At 69.2% G+C, this 20,740-nt stretch carries 15 protein-coding genes; 4 read left to right on the top strand and 11 right to left on the bottom strand.

Features of this window, described 5'->3' with window-relative positions:
- Nucleotides 1–13: 13 nt before the first annotated feature.
- From IU459_RS12955 to purF, 5 genes are all read right to left on the bottom strand, one after another.
- Complete coding sequence (locus tag IU459_RS12955) at nt 14–1,705, bottom strand: ABC transporter ATP-binding protein (protein ID WP_195129760.1); 1,692 nt, start codon at nt 1,703–1,705, stop codon at nt 14–16.
- Entirely contained in the window at nt 1,698–2,744 is a 1,047-nt protein-coding gene (locus tag IU459_RS12950; protein ID WP_195129759.1) for an ABC transporter permease, read from the bottom strand. The genes IU459_RS12955 and IU459_RS12950 overlap by 8 nt, the downstream gene beginning before the upstream one ends.
- A complete protein-coding gene (locus IU459_RS12945; protein ID WP_324198860.1) occupies nt 2,744–3,799 on the bottom strand; it encodes an ABC transporter permease in 1,056 nt (351 codons plus the stop codon). The genes IU459_RS12950 and IU459_RS12945 overlap by 1 nt, the downstream gene beginning before the upstream one ends.
- Before the next feature lie 71 nt (nt 3,800–3,870).
- Nucleotides 3,871–5,403 (bottom strand): ABC transporter substrate-binding protein, encoded by a 1,533-nt coding sequence (locus IU459_RS12940; protein ID WP_228837865.1) that lies wholly within the window; start codon nt 5,401–5,403, stop codon nt 3,871–3,873.
- 466 nt (nt 5,404–5,869) lie between these two features.
- A complete protein-coding gene (purF, locus tag IU459_RS12935; protein ID WP_195129757.1) occupies nt 5,870–7,462 on the bottom strand; it encodes an amidophosphoribosyltransferase in 1,593 nt (530 codons plus the stop codon).
- Nucleotides 7,463–7,678: 216 nt separating this feature from the next.
- Between purF and IU459_RS12930 the strand changes: the two genes are divergently transcribed.
- Together IU459_RS12930 and IU459_RS12925 are read left to right on the top strand one after the other, a co-directional pair.
- Nucleotides 7,679–8,947: a YhgE/Pip domain-containing protein gene (locus IU459_RS12930; protein WP_195129922.1), complete on the top strand. Its 1,269-nt coding sequence runs from the start codon at nt 7,679–7,681 to the stop codon at nt 8,945–8,947.
- Nucleotides 8,948–8,975: 28 nt separating this feature from the next.
- Complete coding sequence (locus IU459_RS12925; RefSeq protein ID WP_195129756.1) at nt 8,976–9,977, top strand: acyl-CoA dehydrogenase family protein; 1,002 nt, start codon at nt 8,976–8,978, stop codon at nt 9,975–9,977.
- 141 nt (nt 9,978–10,118) lie between these two features.
- Here IU459_RS12925 and IU459_RS12920 read toward each other — a convergent pair whose 3' ends face one another.
- The 4 genes from IU459_RS12920 to IU459_RS12905 all read right to left on the bottom strand — a co-directional run bounded on the left by IU459_RS12920 (nt 10,119) and on the right by IU459_RS12905 (nt 14,977).
- Nucleotides 10,119–10,481 (bottom strand): sterol carrier family protein, encoded by a 363-nt coding sequence (locus tag IU459_RS12920; protein WP_195129921.1) that lies wholly within the window; start codon nt 10,479–10,481, stop codon nt 10,119–10,121.
- Nucleotides 10,482–10,618: 137 nt separating this feature from the next.
- Nucleotides 10,619–12,079: a serine hydrolase domain-containing protein gene (locus tag IU459_RS12915; protein ID WP_195129755.1), complete on the bottom strand. Its 1,461-nt coding sequence runs from the start codon at nt 12,077–12,079 to the stop codon at nt 10,619–10,621.
- A 520-nt stretch (nt 12,080–12,599) separates the two neighbouring features.
- A complete protein-coding gene (locus IU459_RS12910) occupies nt 12,600–13,211 on the bottom strand; it encodes a CPBP family intramembrane glutamic endopeptidase (RefSeq protein WP_324198851.1) in 612 nt (203 codons plus the stop codon).
- A gap of 32 nt (nt 13,212–13,243) precedes the next feature.
- Complete coding sequence (locus tag IU459_RS12905) at nt 13,244–14,977, bottom strand: alpha/beta hydrolase (protein ID WP_195129753.1); 1,734 nt, start codon at nt 14,975–14,977, stop codon at nt 13,244–13,246.
- A gap of 187 nt (nt 14,978–15,164) precedes the next feature.
- Between IU459_RS12905 and IU459_RS12900 the strand changes: the two genes are divergently transcribed.
- Nucleotides 15,165–15,455: a YiaA/YiaB family inner membrane protein gene (locus tag IU459_RS12900; RefSeq protein ID WP_195129752.1), complete on the top strand. Its 291-nt coding sequence runs from the start codon at nt 15,165–15,167 to the stop codon at nt 15,453–15,455.
- 58 nt (nt 15,456–15,513) lie between these two features.
- Here IU459_RS12900 and purL read toward each other — a convergent pair whose 3' ends face one another.
- Nucleotides 15,514–17,808: a phosphoribosylformylglycinamidine synthase subunit PurL gene (purL, locus tag IU459_RS12895; protein ID WP_195129751.1), complete on the bottom strand. Its 2,295-nt coding sequence runs from the start codon at nt 17,806–17,808 to the stop codon at nt 15,514–15,516.
- A gap of 272 nt (nt 17,809–18,080) precedes the next feature.
- On the opposite strand from purL, the gene IU459_RS12890 reads away from it, so the two are divergent.
- Nucleotides 18,081–19,382, top strand: a complete 1,302-nt coding sequence (locus tag IU459_RS12890) for a glycosyltransferase 87 family protein (protein ID WP_324198850.1) — start codon at nt 18,081–18,083, stop codon at nt 19,380–19,382.
- On the opposite strand, the gene IU459_RS12885 is transcribed toward IU459_RS12890, so the two are convergent.
- Nucleotides 19,331–20,629, bottom strand: coding sequence for a M18 family aminopeptidase (locus IU459_RS12885; RefSeq protein ID WP_195129750.1), 1,299 nt, complete (start codon nt 20,627–20,629; stop codon nt 19,331–19,333). The two genes, IU459_RS12890 and IU459_RS12885, sit on opposite strands and share 52 nt — an antisense overlap.
- Nucleotides 20,630–20,740 lie beyond the last annotated feature (111 nt).

Genomic DNA, 20,740 nt, shown 5'->3' with positions numbered 1-20,740 from the left:
GTAATACGGGCCATCAGTCCAACTCGTCCCGGTCGAACAGTCCGGCCGTTCGCGCCCGGCGGCGACGCTGCTGCGCCGGGTCGGGCACCGGCACCGCGGCCACCAGGCGCCGGGTGTACTCCTCCCGCGGAGTCCGCAGAATCCGGTCCCGGTCGCCCTGCTCCACCACCGCCCCGTTGCGCAGCACCACGATCCGGTCGGCGAGCTGATCGACCACGGCGAGATCGTGGCTGATGAACAGGCACGCCCAGCCGCATTCGCGCTGGAGTTGCCCGAACAGTTCCAGTACCGCGGCCTGCACCGAGACGTCGAGCGCGCTGGTCGGCTCGTCGGCGACGAGCAGGTCGGGATCGAGCACGAGGGCGCGGGCCAGGCTCGCGCGCTGACGTTGCCCACCGGACAGCTCGTGCGGATACCGGTGTTCGACGCCCGCGGGCAGCCGCACGTCGTCGAGCAGCCCGCGCACCCTGGCGCGGATCTGCGCCGAGGTCCCGGTCTTGTGCACGATCAGCGGTTCGGCTACACAGTCGCCCACGGTGAGCCGCGGGTTCAGCGAGCTGGCCGGGTCCTGGAACACGAATCCGAAGTGTCGCCGGATCGGCCGCAGCTTGCGCTGTGAAAGCCCCACGATGTCCTGCCCGCGCACCCGCACCACCCCGGAGGTCGGCCGTTGCAGAGCCGCGACGCAGCGGCCGATGGTCGACTTGCCCGATCCGGACTCGCCGACCAGGCCGAGGGTCTCGCCGGGTCCGATGCGCAGGCTCACCTCGTCCACCGCGCGGAATCTCGGGCGACCGAACGGCCCGGGGAACTCGACCACCAGATCGCGGACCTCGAGCACCGGCTCGCCCTCGGTGTGCGCGGAGCCGGCCGGGCCGTGGTCGATCTGTCCGGTGCCCAGGTGCGGGACCGCGGCCAGCAAGGAGCGGGTGTACTCCGCCTTGGGACTGGCGAACAGCTCCTCCACCGGCGCTTGCTCGACCACCGCGCCGTCGCGCATCACCACCACGCGGTCGGCGATGTCGGCCACCACGCCCATGTTGTGGGTGATCAGGATGATCGCGCTGCCGATCCGATCTCGCAAATCGCGTAGCAGCGCGAGGATCTCGGCCTGCACCGTGACATCGAGCGCCGTGGTCGGCTCGTCGGCGATGATCACCTTGGGCTCGCAGGCGATGGCGATGGCGATCATCACGCGTTGCTTCTGCCCGCCGGAGAGCTGGTGCGGGTAGTAATCCACCCGGTGCTCCGGATCCGGCAACCCGACCGTCCGCAACAACTCGACCGCGCGCGCCGCGGCGGCCTTCTTGCTCACATCGGTGTGTGCCCGCAGCGCCTCGCCGATCTGGAAGCCCACCGTGAACAACGGGTCCAGCGCCAGACCCGGCTCCTGGAACACCATCGAGATCGCGCCACCGCGCAGGGCGGTGAGCTGCCGCTCGCTCATCGCGGTGATCCGTTCGGCGCCCAGGGTGACCAGGCCGCGTACCGACGCGGTCTGCGGCAACAACCCCATCGCCGTCCGCGAGCTCACCGACTTTCCCGAGCCGGATTCCCCGACAATGGCAAGCACTTCGCCGGGATAGACCTCGTAGGACACGTCGGTCACCGCGTGCACGGGCCCCGCGTCGGTGGCGAAGGTGACCGAAAGCGATTCGATCGACAGGGCCGGGCGGTCCCGCTCCGCCGTGGATGACTCAGGCATTGGTCATGTCCTTCCCACCGACTCCGTCCTGCGCGACCGGAACGGTTTCGGGCTGCCCGGCGGCGGCACTCGCGGCAGCGCCGGTCCCGACGGCCCGACGCGTGCGCAGGACCGGGTTGAGCACTTCGTTGAGGCTCTCGCCGACCAGCGTCATACCCAGCACGACGAGCACGATGGCGACACCGGGGAAGATGCCCGTCCACCAGATGCCGTTGGATACGTCCGGCAGCGCCTTGTTCAGGTCGAAGCCCCATTCCGCGGCCTGCGTCGGTTCGATGCCGAAACCGAGGAAGCCCAGACCTGCCAGGGTGAGGATGGCCTCCGACCCGTTCAACGTGACGATCACCGGCAGCGACTGGGTGACGTTGGCGAGGATGTGCCGGAACAGGATTCGGGTCGTCGACGCGCCGGTCACCCGTGCGGCGTCGACATACGGCTCCTGCTTCACCGCCACCGTCGCATTGCGCACTACCCGGAAGTATTGCGGCACGAAGACCGCCGTGATCGCCACCGCGGCGGACAGCACACCGCCCAGACTCGTCGAGCGCCCACCCGCGACCACGATGGACACCACGATCGCCAGCAGCAGCGTCGGAAAGGCGTACATCGCGTCCATGAACAGCACCAGCACCCGATCCGGCCAGCGACCGACATAGCCGGACAGCAACCCGAGCGGCACACCGATCAGCAGCGAGAGCACCAGCGAGATCGTGATCACCCACAGCGCGGTGCGCGCACCGTAGATCACCCTGGAGAACACGTCTTCCCCACGCACCGAGGTGCCGAACCAATGCTCGGCCGACGGCGCCTGCTGACGGGCGAAATCGACGCCATCTGCGGCGCTCTGGGCGAATCCGTACGGCGCGATCAGCGGCGCGAAGAGCGCGGCCAGCACGAAGACGCCGACCAGGCCGAGCCCGAGGATCAGCGTCGCGCGCTGCAATCCCGCGGTCATCGAGAACAACCGCAGGCCGGGCACGCCCCGGCGCGGCACCGGCGGCGCGAGCACCGGTTCGTTCAGCAATTCCGGAGCGGTCATCAGAACCTCACCCTCGGATCGATCAGCGCCACCAGGACGTCCACCACGAAGCTCATCACCGCCACGATGAGTGCGATGAACGCGACGATGCCCTGCACGGCGATGAAGTCCCGCGCCGACAAGTACGACGCGAGCTGGTAGCCGAGCCCTTTCCATTCGAACGTCGTCTCGGTGAGCACCGAGGCGCCGAGCATCATGGCGATCTGCATGCCCATCACCGTGACGATCGGGATCATCGCGTTGCGGAAGGCATGCCGCCCGGTCACGACCCGGCGGGACAGGCCACGTGCCCGGGCGGCGTCCACATAGTCGGCGCGCAGCGTCTGGATCAGGTTGATCCGCACGAGTCGTAAGAAGATGCCCGCGGTGAGCAAACCGAGCGCGATGGCCGGCAGCACGGCGTGTTTCAGCACGTCGACCAGGTACCCGGTGTCGCCGTAGAGGATCGCGTCGATCACCATGATGTTGGTCTTGGGCGAAACGTGCTGCAACTGCAGTTCGACGTTGGTACTGGCCCGGCCCGCCACCGGCAACCAGCCCAGCTCGACCGCGAACACCAGCTTCAGCAGCAAGCCGACGAAGAACACCGGCGCGGCGTAGAACAGGATGGCCAGCAACCGCAGCCCCGTATCGGCGGTCGAATCCCGGTGGGTCGCAGCGTATCTCCCCAGTGGGATGCCGATCGCGAACGCGACTACCAGCGCCCAGCACACCAATTCCAGCGAGGCCGCGCCATAGGTGACGACGACCTCGCTGATCTCCCGGTTGTCCTGAGAACGACCGAGGTCTCCCTGCATGAGCCCGGAGAGGTAGTCCCAGTACTGGGCCAGGATCGGCCGGTTCAATCCGGCTGCCTCCTTGCGCGCCTCGATCTGCTGCTGCGTCATGCGCCCGCCCATCGCGGCGCTGATCGGGTCGCCGACCACGCGCATCAGGAAGAACACGACCGTCACCAGGATCCACGCGGTCACCGGAATCAGCAGCAGGCGCACACCCAGGTAGCGCAGCAGGGCCGAGTGCCGAGAATCGTCACCGCCCTTGGCCGTTCGCGGCAAGCCCGAGCGCCGGGCCGGGGCCGGCGCCGTATCCGGCGCTGTCGCCCCTGGCCCGGCAGTGTCGCCGGAACTCACTTGCTCAGCACCGTATAGCGGAACTTGAACGACGAGTCGAGCGTCTGCTCGACGCCCTGCACGTCGTTGCCCGAGACCGCGATCTGCTTGCCGGACAGCAGCGGGACGATCGGCAGGAAGTTCTGCGCCAGATCACGCTGCACCTGCCTGATCTGCTCCATCCGCTTGTCCTTGTCGGGCTGGGTCGACTCCGCGATCAACTGCGCGGAGATGCCCGGGTCCTCGAAATGCGACTGCAAGAAGTTGTTCGGACCGAAGAAAGGACTCAGGTAGTTGTCCGGGTCCGGGAAATCCGGGAACCAACCGAACTGGTAGAGCGGATACGCGTCGCGCGCACGTTCCCTCTGGTAGGTGACCCACTCGGTGGATTGCAGGTTGACCCGGAACAGCCCGGTGGCCTCCAGCTGCGACTTGATCGCCGCGTATTCCTCGGAGCTGCTGGAGCCGTAGTGGTCCGGGTTGTATTGCAGGTTGAGCTCGACCGGCGTCGCGACACCGGCGTCGGCGAGGAACTTCGCGGCCCGGTCCTTGTTCGGCGCAGCGCCGTAGATCTCCTTGAACGGCTCCGCCGCGCCCGGCATGCCCTGCGGCACGGACGAATACGCGGGCAGATAGGTGTTCTTGTAGACGCCGTCGGCCAGCGCCGCCCGGTCGACGGTGGCGGCGACGGCCTTGCGTACGGCCAGCTTCTGCTCCGGCGTGCCGCCCGGCATGGTGTTCAGGTTGAACACGATGTAGCGCAGCTCGCCGCCGGGACCCTCGTGCACGGTGACCTTGCTGTCGCCCCGCAGCGATTCGATATCGGTGGGCGTGAAGGACCGGTATCCGACGTCGAGCGACCCGTTCTGCAGGTCCAGCTTCATGTTGTCGGTGGTGGCGTAGTACTTGGTCGACACCGTCTTGGTTCTCGGGGTGCCGAGAATGCCGTTGTAGTCGGCGAACGCCTGGTACTCGACCAGCTTGTTCTTGTCGTAGCTCGCGATGGTGTACGGGCCGGAGTAGCCCTTGGCCCGCACCACCTCGTCGTCCGCCATCACCTTGTCGGGCGCGTACACCTTCTCGTCGACGATCGGTCCGGCCTGGGTGGGCAGGATGGCGGGGAAGGTCTGGTCGTCGGCGACCTTCAGCGTGAACGCGACGGTGCGTGGGTCGACGACGTCGGTCTTCTCCAGGTTGCCGAGCAGCGACGCGGGACCGTTCGGATCGTTGATCCGCAGCATCCGGTCGAAGGAGAACTTGACGCTGGTCGCGGTCAACGGGTTGCCGTTGGCGAACTTCAGGCCCTCTTTCAAGGTGCAGGTGTACACCGTCGGCGCGGTGAACTCGCACTTCTGCGCCGCGTCCGGCCGCGGGGTCGCGTCGCCGGGTGCGAAATTGAGCAGGTATTGGTAGATCTGCGTTTCGGCGACCAGCGACCCGTTGTCGTAGGCGGCCGCCGGGTCGAGCGAAAAGATCTTGTCGGTGGTGCCCGCCACCAATCCGGCGCCGCCGCCGTCGCCGGTTCTTCCGGAACCACAGCCCGCCACCATCGACGCCGCCAACGCCACCAGGCCGACGGCCGCGATGGTTCGCGCCCCGGTCCGTCGTCCAATCCTCGAATCCCTCATCACGGCCCCACTTCTCGAGCGCCGCACCGCGTTCCCCTGGATCGCAGGCCCGGTGCGGACACGGGTGAACTTCCGATCTGATCGGCACCGTACCTACGAAGCATTTTCGGCACGTTACGTTTTCGAAGAAAAACAGCCGCGTCGTCAGCAGGTGTTATGCCTCGCGGCCATGACGCGGCCGAAAAACCGGTCGTACGTCCAGGATTGCTGGAGACCCTGGAAGGCAATGTCTCGAGTACGCCACATCACGGTGCACGACAGTCGAAAACTGTACCCAAGGAGTCACCGAACGAAACCACCAACCGGCCACCGAGGTTGTGTCCGGCAACTCTCGGCGAGAGGGGCGCCACCGGCACGAGTGGCCGAGGCGATCAGCCATCGTCCGCGTTCACGGACGGCTCAGGGCACTCGCATTCGCGTTCTCGCTCAACAGCACTGCCTCCGACTGTCCGGTCAGCATGCCCTCGAGCACGTTCTTCCCGATGGCCGCCTCGGTGGGCAGCGGGATCGGATAGTCGCCGTCGAAGCACGCCGAGCACAGCCGGGAGCGCGGCTGCTCGGTCGCGGCGATCATCCCCTCGATGGAGATGTAGCCGAGGCTGTCGGCGCCGATCGACCGGCGCACGCCCTCCACCATGTCCGCGACATCGTTCTCGGTACCGGCGCCGTTGGCGATCAGCTCCGCGCGCGAGGCGAAGTCGATGCCGTAGAAGCACGGCCATTTCACCGGCGGCGAGGCGATCCGCACGTGGATCTCCAGCGCGCCGGCCTCGCGCAGCATACGGACCAGCGCGCGCTGGGTGTTGCCGCGCACGATCGAGTCGTCCACGACGATCAAGCGCTTGCCACGGATGACTTCACGCAGCGGGTTCAGCTTCAGCCGGATGCCCAGCTGACGAATGGTCTGGCTCGGCTGGATGAACGTGCGCCCCACATAGGCGTTCTTCATCAGGCCTTGGCCGTAGGGCACACCCGACCCCTGCGCGTAGCCGACCGCGGCCGGCGTGCCCGACTCGGGAACCGGGATCACCAGATCCGCCTCGACCGGATGCTCCTTCGCCAGACGGCGGCCGATCTCCACCCGGGTGGCGTGCACCGACCGGCCCGCGATCGTGCTGTCCGGCCTGGCCAGGTAGACGTACTCGAAGACACAGCCCTTGGGCTCCGGGTTGGCGAAACGCATCGAGCGCACACCGTCGGCGTCGATCGCCAGCAGTTCGCCGGGCTCGATCTCCCGGACGAAGGCGGCGCCGACGATGTCCAGCGCGGCGGTCTCACTGGCAACGACCCAGCCACGCTCCAGCCTGCCCAGGCACAGCGGGCGCACGCCGTGCGGGTCGCGCGCCGCGTAGAGGGTGTGCTCGTCCATGAAGGTCAGGCAGAACGCGCCCTTCAGCGTGGGCAGCAGCTCCATCGCGGCCTGCTCGATGCTGGAATCGGCCGCGGCGTGCGCGAGCAGGGCCGTGACCACGTCGGAGTCGGAGGTCGCCGCGGCGGGCTGCGGACGGCCGCCGCGCACCGAAGCGCCGAGCAGACCGAGTTCACGTGCGCGACCGGCCAATTCGGCGGTGTTGACGAGATTTCCGTTGTGCCCCAGCGCGAGTCCGGAACCGACCGCGGTGGTACGGAAGATGGGCTGGGCGTTCTCCCAGGTCACCCCGCCAGTAGTTGAGTAGCGACAGTGGCCTACGGCGATGTGACCGGGCATGGCGGCCAAGGTCTGCTCGTCGAATACCTGGCTGACCAGACCGAGATCCTTGAAGACCAGGATCTGCGAGCCGTCCGACACCGCGATGCCCGCCGCCTCCTGCCCGCGGTGCTGCAATGCGTACAGGCCGTAATACGTGAGCTTGGCCACTTCTTCGCTCGGCGCCCAGACTCCGAAGACACCGCACTCCTCGCGCGGCTCGTTCTCGTCGGCGTCCGGGGCGGAAAACGAGGTGGCGGAAGTGCTGTCGACCGGCAGTTCGGCGTTGGTCACCGTTTGCTCCCTGTTCGGGCGGGCTGGGGGCAGATTTCATTCTACGGGTGCACGCCTGTGCGTTCGCACCGCCACCGCATCCGAGCAGCAATTCGGGATGACCGAAGCTACGGATTTTCGCCACCGTCAGCTGTTACCGTGCGCAGCGTGACAACGGCGGACGACGTGCAGAAGCCGGGGTCGGACACGCCCCGGGACCGCAGGCCATGGCCTCGAATGGTGCTGTTCCCCCTCACCGTGCTGACCCTGCTGACCGCGCTGCTCGGCATCATGTACCTCGACTACGTCGTCGATCCGGAGCAGAACCTGCACGATTTCCCCGTCGCGCTGGTCAACCAGGACGTCGGGGACGTCATCGGCAGCGGGGACGAGCGCAGGCAGGTGAACTTCGGCAACCAGATCACCGAAGCGCTGACGCAACGCGTGCCGTCCGACAAGGTCGACCTGCGCGTGATCGGCATCAGCGAGGCGGAGCGGCAGATGCAGACCGGGCAGGTCTACGGCGCGATCGTCATCCCCAGCGACTTCAGCAAGCGTCTCGGCATTCTCGGTGTGGGCAGCGTCATACCGGGTGACATCCAGCGGCCCATCATCACGGTGCAGACCAACCCGCGCACGGGCGCGTTCGGCACCGCGATCGTGCTCCGGATCGGCGACCAGGCGCTGACCGAGGTGAACAAGGAGGTCGGCAGGCAGCTGACCGATCAGGTCAACGCGCAGCTGGCGCCACGGCCCGGCGGCCCGCCCGCGCCCGAATTGTCCGGCGCGACCAAGGTCGCGCTCGCCTCGCCGGTCCAGGTAGTCGTGCAGCAGTACCACCCGTTGCCCGACGGCAGCGGTCAAGGCCTCACCGCGTTCTTCTACGCGCTGCTGTTGCTGCTGGCCGGAGTGGTCGGCGCGATGGTCATCCACACCATGATCGACGCCCAGCTCGGTTTCGTGCCCACCGAGTACGGACCGTGGTACGTGCACTATCCGCCGACGCCGATCTCCCGGTTCACGACGCTGCTGATCAAGTGGGGCGTGCTGGTGCTGGCGGCGAACCTGGTCGCCGGCGTCTTCCTGATCGTCGGCACGCTGCTGGACATGCCGATCGACAATCCGCTCGCACTGTTCCTCTACAGCGCGCTGGCCATGATCGCGGTGGGCGTGACCGGGCTGTCCATGCTGGCGGCGATCGGGTCGGCGGGGTTGCTGGTGAACCTGATCCTGTTCGTCATCCTGGGCCTGCCGTCCTCCGGCGGCACCGTGCCGATCGAGGCGACGCCGCGGTACTTCGGCTGGCTGGCCTCGTTCGAGCCGATGCACCAGGTGTTCCTCGGCGTGCGGTCGATTCTGTACTTCGACGCGAGCTTCGACGCCGGACTCACTCGTGGGGTGTGGATGGCGGTGCTCGGGCTCGCGATCGGGCTGGTGTTCGGCGCGGTGGTCACCCGCTTCTACGACCGCAAGGGGCTGGAGCGGCGCAACCGCGTCCAAGCGTGAGCGGCCCGCGGCCGGAATGATGGTCGACGTGACTTCGTGGATCGAACGGGCCCGCCGACTGACCGACGAGGTGCTCGCGCCGCACGCGAGCGCCGTCGACCGTGCCGGCGAGATACCGCGAGCGCATTTCGACGCGCTGGCCCAGGCGGGGTTCTACGGCATCTCGATGCGGGAGGACGTGGATCTGGCCGCATTCACCGAGGTCGGTGAGATGCTCGTGGCGGGCTGCCTGGCCACGTCGTTCGTCTGGGCGCAGCATCTCGGGGTGGCCCGCCGGGTGGCGACCTCACCGAATGTCGCACTGCGCGAGCGCTTCAGCGCGGACCTGAGGGCGGGCCGGGTGCGGTCCGGGGTGACCTATGCGGGTGCGGCCGAGCAACCCGCACTCGTCGCGCACCGGATGGACGGCGGGTTCGTCATCGAGGGGAAGGCGCCGTTCATCACCGGATGGGGCATGGTGGACGTGGTCGGCGTGGTCGCGCGGGACGCTGCCGACGACCAGTCGCTGATCAGCGTGATCGTGCCCGCCGAGGAGAGCGCGCGGCTGTCGGTGCGGCCGATACCGCTGACCGCCGCGGACGCCAGCCGCACCGTGACCGCGCGGTTCGACGGCCTGCGCGTGCCGGATTCGGCGGTGGACAACCGCCTTTCGCTGAAATCGTTCCACGCGTCGTTCGTCGTGGCGGCGTGGCGCAACGGTTCGCTCGCGCTCGGGATCGTGCGCCGCTGCATCGCCGAGCTCGATCAGCTCGGCATCGATACCACCGCGCTCGCCGCGGAGCGCGGTGGTATCCGCACTGAGCTGGACGCCTCGCTCAGCGGGAGAACCGATGTCAACCTCGCGCGCGCTCGGGCCTCCGAACTGGCGATGCGTGCCGCGTCAGCCCTGTTCACCGCCACCGGCAGCAGCGCGATCACCCGCGGCACGCTCGCCGAACGCTCCTTGCGCGAGGCGGCGTTCACGCTCGTCTTCGGCTCTCGGCCCGGCATCAAGACCGCGCTGCTCGAACGGTTTACGAGCAAGCCCTGAGCATGACAAGGCCACGCGTCTGGGCGCGGCGGCTAGGCCATCGAAAGCATCACTCCCAGCCAATCGCGACAGGCCCCGGAGTCGGCGGCACGCGCGCAGTCCGCCGCAAGGTGGGTCGCGCACCCAGAGGTGGCGCGGGAGTTATGCAGGCGCAGCGCGGGTGATCGGCAGCCAGTGGCCTATTTCGGCCGCGCGGGTTCCGGAAGCGCTGACCGCGCCCGAGTCGACCGCGGCGTCGAAGTCGAGCAGGCCGGTGGCCAGGAGCAGCCACGTCCGGGGGTCGGTCTCCACTACGTTCGGCGGCGTGCCCCTGGTGTGCCGCGGGCCCTCGACGCACTGCACCGCGACGAACGGCGGGACCCGCACCTCCACCGAGTGCCCCGGGGCCGAGGCCGCCAGCGACCGCGCCGTGGTTCGCACCGCCGCCGCGAGTTCGGTGCGAGCGGGCGCGCCCGCCGACTCGTCGCGCAGCCACTCGCTCACCGCCGCCACCGCCGCCCGCATCTCCGCTGGATCCACCGTCCCTCGCGCCACCCAGCAGACCTTACTTCCCGGTCCCGACACCCAAGACCCGCTCAGCACAGTTGCCCGGCACCACGCTCTGGGGAAGGCGCGCAGATCGGGGCGACTGCGGGGAAGGGTCAGGCGGCCGTCTTCGGTGTGGCGCGCATACCGACGTAGCAGCATTCGGTGCCGTCGGCGAGGGTGGCGAAGACCACCGGCATGTAGTCCTCGCTGAAGGACGGCCCCGCGCCGGAAGCGGCGAACACGGCGGGCGCGACCGGGGTCAGGTCCATGCTGAGCGCGGGCGACAGACCCGCCATGCCGTCGACGAACTCGTAGAGCATGTGCCCGGTGCCGTCGTCGCGCTTGGTGACGGTGATGACCACCCCGGCGCGCCGATAGGTGCCGGCGAACGGCGCGATGTCCACCGCCACCGGCGGGTCGGCCGGGCCGAACGCGTCCGGGATGCGGACATCCGCCAACTCGGCGAGCAGTTCGCGCAGCAGGGCCGCGTAGAGCTGGCGCGCGCCGCCGCCGTTGGTCAGCAGCGCCACCGCGACCCCCGCTTCCGGCACCGCCCGCAGGTAGGCGTACTGGCCGATCGCCGCGCCGTCGTGGCCGAATCCTTTGACGCCGTCCCAGTCGTACAGGGTCCACCCGAGTCCCCAGCCGTCGGCGCTGACCGTCCACTTGTCGGGTACATCGACCTCGCGCCGCTGCATGGCGGCGACGGAGGCGGCCGACAACACCTCGGCGCCGTCGGCGGCGCGCCCGCCGTCGAGGTGCATGCGAGCGAAACGGACCATGTCACCGGCCGAGGTGATCACCCGCGCCGCGGGCGCGACACCGCGGGGCATCGCATCCCACTCCGGCGCGGGATCCGGGTCGACGCCCGCCGCGCCGAGGTGGCTCATCGCGACGCGGAACCGCAGCGCCTGCTCGGGCAGCGTCACCAGGTGATCGAGCCCGAGTGGCGCGGCGAGCATGTCGTGCACCGCCTGGTCCCAGGTCTTTCCGGTGAGCACCTCGACGACGCGACCGAGCACCACGTAGCCGAGACTGCCGTACGACATCGCCGTCCCGGGTGCGCAGTCCAGCGCGACATCCCGTGCCGCGTGGACGTATGCGGCGAGGCAGTCGTCGCCTCGCCCGGTGTCGTGGTTGAAATCGTTGGTGACGCCGCCGGTGTGGCTGAGCAGCTGCCGGATGGTGATCGTCGCCGTCGCCCCCGGGTCGGGGGTGGCGAACTCCGGCAGCACGTCCGTCACCGGCGTGTCGAGATCGAGCTTGCCCGCGTCCACCAGTCGCATGATCAGCGTCGCGGTGTACACCTTGGCGATCGAGCCGCACAGGAACACCGAGTCGGTGGTCACCGGCACGCCGGTCCCGCGATGCAGGACGCCGCTGGCGAGCTCGTAGACCTTCCCGTCGACCAGCACCGCCAGCGACGCGCCCGGCACGTGATGTTCGGCCCGCAGTTCGTCCAGCCGCGCCTGCCAGTGCGCCACGGAGAACCGGCGCCCGGCCGAATCCGTGCTCCCCCAGCTCCCGCTGACCTTCCACGCGCCGGCCTCGTCCCAGCTCATCACGTTCGACATCGCTCCGCTCCATTCCTCTCCATGCGCACATCGTTCGCGCTATGCGAACACCGTACGCTTATCGGAACCATGTGCGCAACTTCTGTGTGTTGCCCCTCCGCCGGTCAGCTATGCGGCCACTGGACTGCCACGGGAGCGTCCAGCGCCTGACGAGGGCACGAGCCAAGGTCTGCCGAGCCGATTCGGTCGAGCTCGACCAGGCAGCCGCCCACCGGTCGAGGGCGCAATCCGGCCTCGGTTCGGCTGGCCGCCACACTCGGCGTAGCAACCGACTCCACCGACTAGTGCCGCGGCGGCGTGCCGAGCACGACCGAAAGCGCGAGCGCTCAGCTCCGCACCGGGTCGCGGCGAGCAGAGTGGGGCCGACCCCGATTCGGTCGAGCTCGGCGCGGCAGCTGCCGATCAGTGGATGCGGAATCGCTGGCATCGGTTCGGCTGGCCGCCATACCCGGCGCGGCATCCCACTCCACCGACCGGTGCCGTGGCGACATGCCGAGCACGACCGACCCTGGTGGTGCGGTCAGCGTTCGCCGAAGGATGCCCCGAGGCGGCGCGCCAGGCGCGGGGTGAGCGCTCCGCCCACATTCATGGCCAGGTGCAACAGTGCCGGTGCGACGGCGTCCGCGGTGCGGTGGCGCAACCCGCCGAAGACGAGGCCGCCTGCCGTGGTCACGGCGATGGTGGCGGGCACGCTGTCGCCCGCCACACGCGCCGGTGTGATGTGCCAGAGGCCGAAGGCCGCCGCGCTGAGCAGCACGCCCGCGCGCGGGCCGAATGCCTTGTCCGCGATGGGATCCAGCGTGCCGCGGAAGATGACCTCTTCGGTGTACACCGTGCCGACCGGGATGTGCACGGCCACCCACTCCACCGTCGATACCTCGGGACTTCGGTCGCCGAGCGCACCCATCCGCCGTCGCACCGCCGGAAAAGCAAGTGTGGCACCATAACTGGCCGCGACTGCCGAAGCGGCGAGCAGCCCGTAGCGCAGACCGCCCCGTGAATACCAGTTCGTCCCGTCGCGCAGCGCGAGCGCGTATCCGGTGGCGAAACCGGCATTGGCGGCGGTGCGGCCGCGCACCCCGAGCCCGAGGCGGGGCAGGACCAGGTTGCTCCATGCGATCGGAAGTGCCACGGCCACAACCGTTCTCGCGAGGCGCGCTCCGGTCACTTGGTCGTCCGCTCGTATTCCTCCGTGACCTCGACCTCGGAACGAATGCGTTCGGACCTCTCCGCGGTCCAGTCCGGTGGCGCCGCGATGGCCGCCCAACCGTCCAGCACCAGGCTGCCGTAGCGGTGCCCGTGTCCGTCGGTGACGCCCTGCGCGTTGGTGAGGTCGGCGGCGACCTGCCAGAAGGTGACGAACGGCCACCAGCGCATCTGCGAGGACACGTCCGAGCCGCGCGGCTCGGACAGCCAATCCGGTTGCGAGAAAATCAGATCCGTCGACCACCAAACGATCGGGTCGGACGCGTGCTGCAGATAGGCGATGCGCGGCGGCCGCCATTCCGAGGTGGGCCGCGCCAAGTCGGCGGCGTCGGAGGCGAACCGGACCACGAGCCCGTCCGCGTACACCGGCTCGACCTCGTCCGAACCGGGATCGCGGCGCTCGACGAACTGCTGCCACAGCCGGTTGGAATTCGGCGGGCCGACCCACAGCGCCCCGTCTACCTTGGCCCGCAGATCGGCCAGCCCGTCGAACGCCGCCTCGGACCCCTGCGAGCCCAGACTCTCCCCGTACACGAGCAATTTGGGTCGCTGCTGCGGCGGACGCGCGGTCCAGTGCTGGTACACCGCGTCGAACAAGTCCTTGCCCGCCGCCGCGGCCTTGCCGCGGTCGGCCAGGAACGACAGCACGCTCGGCAGGTACGAGTACTGCGTGGCCACGATGGCGGTATCGCCGTCGTACATGTACTCGATCGCCGCGGCGGCGAGCGAGTTCACCCAGCCGGTTCCGGTGGTGGTGACCACGACGAGCACCTGCCGGTCGAACGCCCCGGTCCGCTCGAGCTCGGCCACCGCCAGCTCGGCCGGTTCCTCATCGCCGTCAACCGACTCCAGCCCCACGTAGGCCCGGATCGGTTCTTTCGCCGGGCGGCCGGTGACCGAGGCGATACGGCTGGCGGTGGGACCGTGCGAGACGAACCACCGGCCCTCGAACCCGAGGGTCTCCCATTTCGCCAGCGAGGCCGGGCTGCCGGAGCGCTCCGGTTGCTGCGGCTGAACCGCGTTCACCGAGGTGTGGTCGTTGCGCACGCTGAACGCCGAGTTCGCCACCGCGAAGAACGCCTGCACCGCCACACCGTTGAAGATCGTGACCGCGAGCAGCACCAGAACGAGGAACCCGGCGGCCGGCGCCAGCTCGCGCGGCACCCGCACCCACCGATTGAGCAGGCGAGCCAGGAAAAGGATGATCTCCCGCACCGTGCGGTACACCGCGACCACCGCAGCGCCGACCGCCACGCTGAGCAGCCCGGTACGCAGGTAGGCGGGGGTGGTGGTGCCCGCCATCCCCATCAGCGCGGTGATCTCGCGCTGCCACCGCGCCGATTGCACCAGCATGAGGGCTGCACTCAGCGCGGCGGTGAACAGGATGACCGACTTCGCCGCGTAGCGCACCCAGGTGGGCGGTGGGGAGAACTTCAGCCGCGGACGCACCCACAGCCGGAACAGCCACTCCAGCAAGCAGCCGGCCCCGTACCCGATCGCGGCGTTGATTCCACTGATCAAGCCCTGGAACAGCCAGTCACGCGGCAGCAACGACGGCGTCACCGACAGCGCGAAGAACACCGTCGCCACCACCAGGCCGACGTAGTTCAGGTCGATGATCTCCTCGGCGCGCCGGACGACCGCGACGGTGCGCGTACGCAGCCTCCGCATGGTCCCGGCGGTCTCCAGCATTCGATCAGTATGGCGGTCGCCACCGACGACCCGGCGCGTCGCCCGACGGAACACCGGCGGAGCCGGCGCGGATCACGCCGAAGGATTGCCGAGAGCCCGGAATCGAGAGCGCCCATGGCAACTACCCAGTCCGCTCGAGTAGTTGTACGGGGGCGCGGGGACGGCGCGATCCGCAGACTTCCTAACCATGAGCACACCGAACGCACGCCCGAAAGCCACCGCGGCTTTCGTCGCGCAAGCCGCGATCGCCTTCGGCGTCAGCTTCATCGGGGTCGGCATCGGCATCTTCGCCCTGCCCCTGGACATCTGGCAGCGCGGATTCCTGGCGATGTCGGTCCTGTTCCTGGTCACGAGCACGTTCACGCTCGCGAAAGTGGTTCGCGACCAGCACGAAGCGGCGACCATTCACGGTCGCATCGACCAGGCGCGGATGGAAAAGCTGCTCGCCGAGCACGATCCGTTCATATCCGTCGCCTGACCACGCGCACCTGGGCGGGCCCGGCAAACGAGGGGTCCAGGCCCGCCCAGGTGGGCGTTCAGACCGCGCCCGCGCCGAACAGCTTCGGCAGCGTGCCCTCGTGGGCGGCGCGCAATTCGTCCATGGCGATCGAGAAGTGGCCCTGCACCTCAACCGAATCCGAGCCCTGGTCGACCACGCCGATGCGCACCCACGGCAACTCGCGCGCCGTGCACATGCGGGTGAACCTGGTCTCCTCCGAGCGCGGCACGGCGACCAGCACCCGCCCCGCCGACTCGGAGAACAGCATCACGAACGGGTCGGCGCCCTCGGGGAGCAGGATGCGGCAACCGGTCTCACCGGCGAGCACGGCCTCGACCACGGCCTGGGCGAGGCCGCCCTCGGACAGGTCGTGCGCCGCACTGATCATGCCGTCGCGGGAACCGGCGCTGAGCACCTCGGCGAGCAACTGCTCGCGGGCGAAATCGACCTTCGGCGGGACCCCGCCGAGATGGTCGTGCTCGACCTGCGACCAGATCGAACCGCCGAACTCGTCGTGCGTCTCGCCGAGCAGGATCAGCGTCTCGCCCGGTTCCAGGCCCAGCCCGGTCGGGATGCGGCGGTGCACGTCGTCGAGCACGCCGAGCACGCCGACCACCGGGGTCGGCAGGATCGCGGTCTGGCCGGTCTGGTTGTAGAAGCTGACGTTGCCGCCGGTCACCGGGATGCCGAGCGCCACGCAGCCGTCCGCGAGGCCGCGCACCGCCTGCTGGAACTGCCACATCACGCCCGGGTCCTCCGGCGAACCGAAGTTCAGGCAGTTGGTGACGGCCTTCGGCGTGGCGCCGGTGGTGGCCACGTTGCGGTACGCCTCGGCCAGCGCGAGCTGCGCGCCGGTGTAGGGGTCCAGCTTGGTGTAGCGGCCGGACGCGTCGGTGGCCAGCGCGATGCCCCGGCCGGTCTCCTCGTCGATCCGGATGACGCCCGCGTCGGCGTGCTCGGCCAGGACGGTGTTGCCGCGCACGTAGCGGTCGTACTGCTCGGTGATCCACTTGCGGCTGCACAGCTGCGGGCTGGAGATCATCTTCAGCAGGGTGTCGCGCAGTTCGCCTGCGGTCTTCGGCCGGTCCAGCCGGTCGGGGGTGTCGGCGATCAGCGCGTCCTGCTCGTCGGGGCGCGCGACCGGGCGCTCGTACACCGGGCCCTCGTGCGCGACGGTGCGCGGCGGCACGTCCACCACGGTCTCGCCGTGCCAGGTGACCACCAGCCGGTCGCCGTCGGTAACCTCGCCGATCACCGTGGCCAGCACGTCCCACTTGCGGCACACGGCCATGAACGCGTCCACGTTCTCGGGCGTGACCACCGCGCACATGCGCTCCTGCGATTCGCTGGAGAGCACCTCGGCGGGGGTCATATTGGCCGCGCGCAGCGGCACCTGGTCCAGCTCGATGTGCATGCCGCCGTCCCCGGCGGCCGCGAGCTCGGAAGTGGCGCAGGACAATCCGGCGCCGCCCAGGTCCTGGATGCCGACCACCAGCTTCGCCGCGTACAGCTCGAGACAGCACTCGATGAGCACCTTCTCGGTGAACGGGTCGCCGACCTGCACCGAGGGCAGCTTCTTGCGGCCGGTGCCGGACTCGTCGCCGGAGAAGGTGTCCGAGGCAAGCACCGACACGCCGCCGATGCCGTCCAGCCCGGTGCGCGCGCCGAACAACACGATCTTGTTGCCGGTGCCGGAGGCGAAGGCCAAGTGCAGGTCCTCGACCCGCATCACGCCGGCGCACAGCGCGTTCACCAGCGGATTGCCCTGGTAGGAGGCGTCGAATACGGTCTCGCCGCCGACGTTGGGCAGGCCGAGCGAGTTGCCGTAGCCGCCGACGCCGCGCACCACGCCGTCCACCACGCGACGGGTGTCGTCCGCGTCCGCCGCGCCGAACCGCAATTGGTCCATCACCGCGATCGGACGCGCGCCCATCGCCATGATGTCGCGCACGATGCCGCCGACGCCGGTGGCGGCGCCCTGGTACGGCTCGACGTAGGAAGGGTGGTTGTGGCTTTCCACCTTGAAGGTGACCGCCCATCCGTCGCCGACGTCCACCACGCCCGCGTTCTCACCGATGCCCGCGAGCATGGACTCGCGCATCTCGTCGGTGGTGGTCTGGCCGAAGTAGCGCAGGTGCACCTTCGAGGACTTGTAGGAGCAGTGCTCGCTCCACATCACGGAGTACATCGCCAGTTCGGCATCGGTCGGCCTGCGGCCGAGGATCTCCTTGATGCGGGCGTACTCGTCGTCCTTGAGGCCGAGTTCTTTGTAGGGTTGCGGCACATCGGGGTTTGCTGCGGCTGCGCTGACGGTGTCGACCTGCGGAGTCACGAGGTACCAGGGTCCTTTCGGCCGGGCAGGGGGTCGGCAAGCCGGCGGAGCCGGCGGGGTGGGCGAACTCAGCGAAGCGACGAGCGTTGTCACTGGGTTGCGGCGAGATGCCTGGGTGTAAGTCTAAAGGCAGTGGGTAGCGGCAACGCAGGTGAGGCCGCCACGGCGGCGCCAACGGCGCGCAGGAGCGTCCGCACGAGGGATTTCCGGGTGTGGTGCCGCCACCCGGGTGGACCAGCTGAGCAGCGGTGCGCACCGGCTACTCTGAGCCGGTGAACGAAGGATCGGGGGTCGCGAATACGGGTGGGCGATCAGCCGCCACGCGGTTCCGGAACGGAGATTCTCCAGCCGCGCCCGAGCGCGTGCCGAACCTGTCCTCGCCGCAAGTGCGCTGGCTGATTGCCGCCATCGCCCTATTCGCGGTATCGGCGACCGTGTCCCTGGTAGCGCACTGGTGGCACGGCTACATCGATCTGCAGGTCTATCGCAACGGCGCCCGGGTGTGGTTGGACGGCGGCGAGCTGTACGGCCCGATGCCGCCGGTCGAGGGCATCGGACTGCCGTTCACCTATCCCCCGCTGGCCGCCTTGTTCTTCGCGCCGCTGGCCCTGATGCCGCTGACGGTCGCCGAGGTGCTGGTAACGGCCACGTCGGTGGCGAGCCTGGGAATCGCGCTGTGGTTGGTGCTGGTTCGCCTGCGTCCCGAGCTGTCCCGACCGAGTGTGCTCACCCTGGTGATCGGCGCGGTGGCGGTGGCGCAGTTCTTCGAACCGGTCCGCCAGACCTTCGGCTTCGGCCAGGTCAACCTGGTGCTGATGGCCGCCATCGCGCTGGACTGCCTGGTACGCAAGCCGTTCTGGCCGCGCGGCATGCTGATCGGCATCGCGGTGTCGGTGAAGCTGATCCCCGCGGGTTATCTGCTGTACTTCCTGCTGCGCAGGGACTGGAAGGCCGCGGGCACGCTGGTGGTCTCCGCGATCGCGGCGGTCGGCCTCGGATTCCTGCTGTTCCCCAGCGATTCCGTGGACTACTGGTTCACCACACTCGCCGATACCGGCCGGATCGGGCCGCCCTATTTCGCGGGCAATCAGTCCATCAAAGGCATGACCTTCCGTCTGGGCGTCGATGATTCCGTGGCCACCCTGCTGTGGATCTCGTTGTCACTGGTCGCGGTCGCGCTCGCCGCGGTGTGGATGCGCAGGCTGATCGACGCCGGCGCGACCGTCGCGGCGCTGCTGGTCAACGCCGCGGCGATTCTGTTGGTCTCGCCGGTGTCCTGGTCGCATCACTGGGTGTGGATCGCGCCCGCGCTGGTGATCACCGCCGACCGCATGGTGCGCGGCGCGCGCAGCCCGCGGGTGATCGGCGCGGTCGCGGCGTGCACTCTGCTGTTCCTGATCGGTCCGCACTGGTTGTTGCCGCATTCGCGCGATCGCGAACTGGATTGGGCCTGGTGGCAGCAGGTGATCGGAAGCGGTTACGTGCTCGCGACTTTCGCGGTGTTCGTCTTCGCGGTGGCCACCTACCGCCCGGTGGCCTCGGGCGTCAGGAAGGCGGCCAGCGCCGCGGCATAGGCCGGAACGTCGGACGCGCCCATCAGTTCGCGCGCCGAATGCATCGCCAGCTGCGGCGCGCCGACGTCGACGGTCGGCATGCCGGTGCGCGCCGCGGTCATCGGCCCGATCGTGGAGCCGCAGGGCAGATCGGCGCGATGCACATAGCGCTGCAAGGGAACTCCGGCCTGTGCGCAGGCCAGCGCGAACGCGCCCGCGCCGGTGGCGTCGGTGGCGTAGCGCAGGTTCTGGTTGACCTTGAGCACCGGCCCGCCGTTCACCTCGATCCGATGCGCGGGCTCGTGCCGCTCCGGATAGTTGGGATGGGTGGCGTGCGCCATATCACCGGACGCGCACACCGAACCGGCCAGCGCGGCAAGGTAGTCGGCGCGTCCGCCGCCTCGGGCGAGCACGATCCGCTCCAGCACGGCGGGCAGCAGATCCGACTGCGCACCGCGATCGGACTGGCTGCCGACCTCCTCGTGGTCGAACATGGCCAGTACCGGGACCGCCGCGCCCGGCTGCTCGATCGCGGCCAGAAATGCCTGCAGGCCTGCGAAGCAGGTGCCCTGGTTGTCCAGGCGCGGCGCGCTGACCAGATCTTGGTCCCGGCCGACCAGTCTGCTCGGCGTCAAGTCGTGGGTCATCAGCTCCCAGCCGAGCACCTCGCCCGGGTCGACCTCGGCGTGCGCGGCGACGAAATCGAGGAACGCGCCGGACTCGGACCCGACACCCCAGACCGCGTTGACGTGCCGCTGTGGGTCCAGGGTGACGCCCTTGCGGTCCTCGGACAGGTGGATGGCCAGCTGCGGCACCCGCAGGATCGGTTCATCGATGCGAACCAGGCGTTCCCGCATCCTGTTTCCCTCGCGCACGCTCAACCGCCCGGAGACGCCCAGCTCGCGATCCAGCCAGGAGTTCAGCCACGCGCCGCCGTACGGTTCCAGGCCGACCAGCTGCCAGCCGGCCGAAGTCAGGTCCGGGTGCTGCTTGACGCGCAGGTTGGGGCTGTCGGTGTGCGCGCCGACCACACGGAACGAGGTCGCGCTCGAGTCGTCTCCGGCCGCCCAGGCGACCAGCGATCCGCCGCGCACCACGTAGTGCCTGCCCGGGCTCCCCGAGGGCCAGGGCTCCGATTCGGCCAGCCTGCTGAACCCGCGCGTGTCCAATTCTGCGGCGACCGTGCGACAGACGTGGAACGGCGACGGAGACGCATCGATGAACGCGCACAGCCCGGCGGCCGTGGCTGCGGTGGTGGAAACGGGCATGCCTGCGATCCTAGGCGGCGACCTCGCCTCCGCTCGTCCGGCGCGGGTTCAGACGGACTCCGTCCGACAGCGCCCTATCTGCGGCGACCTCAGCCTCCGCTCGTCCGGCGC

Source organism: Nocardia amamiensis (assembly GCF_015477605.1).
In the GTDB taxonomy this organism is placed as follows: Bacteria; Actinomycetota; Actinomycetes; order Mycobacteriales; family Mycobacteriaceae; genus Nocardia; species Nocardia amamiensis_A.
Note: the sequence above shows the minus strand (reverse complement) of the source record. Positions and strands in the feature narration are given on the sequence as shown.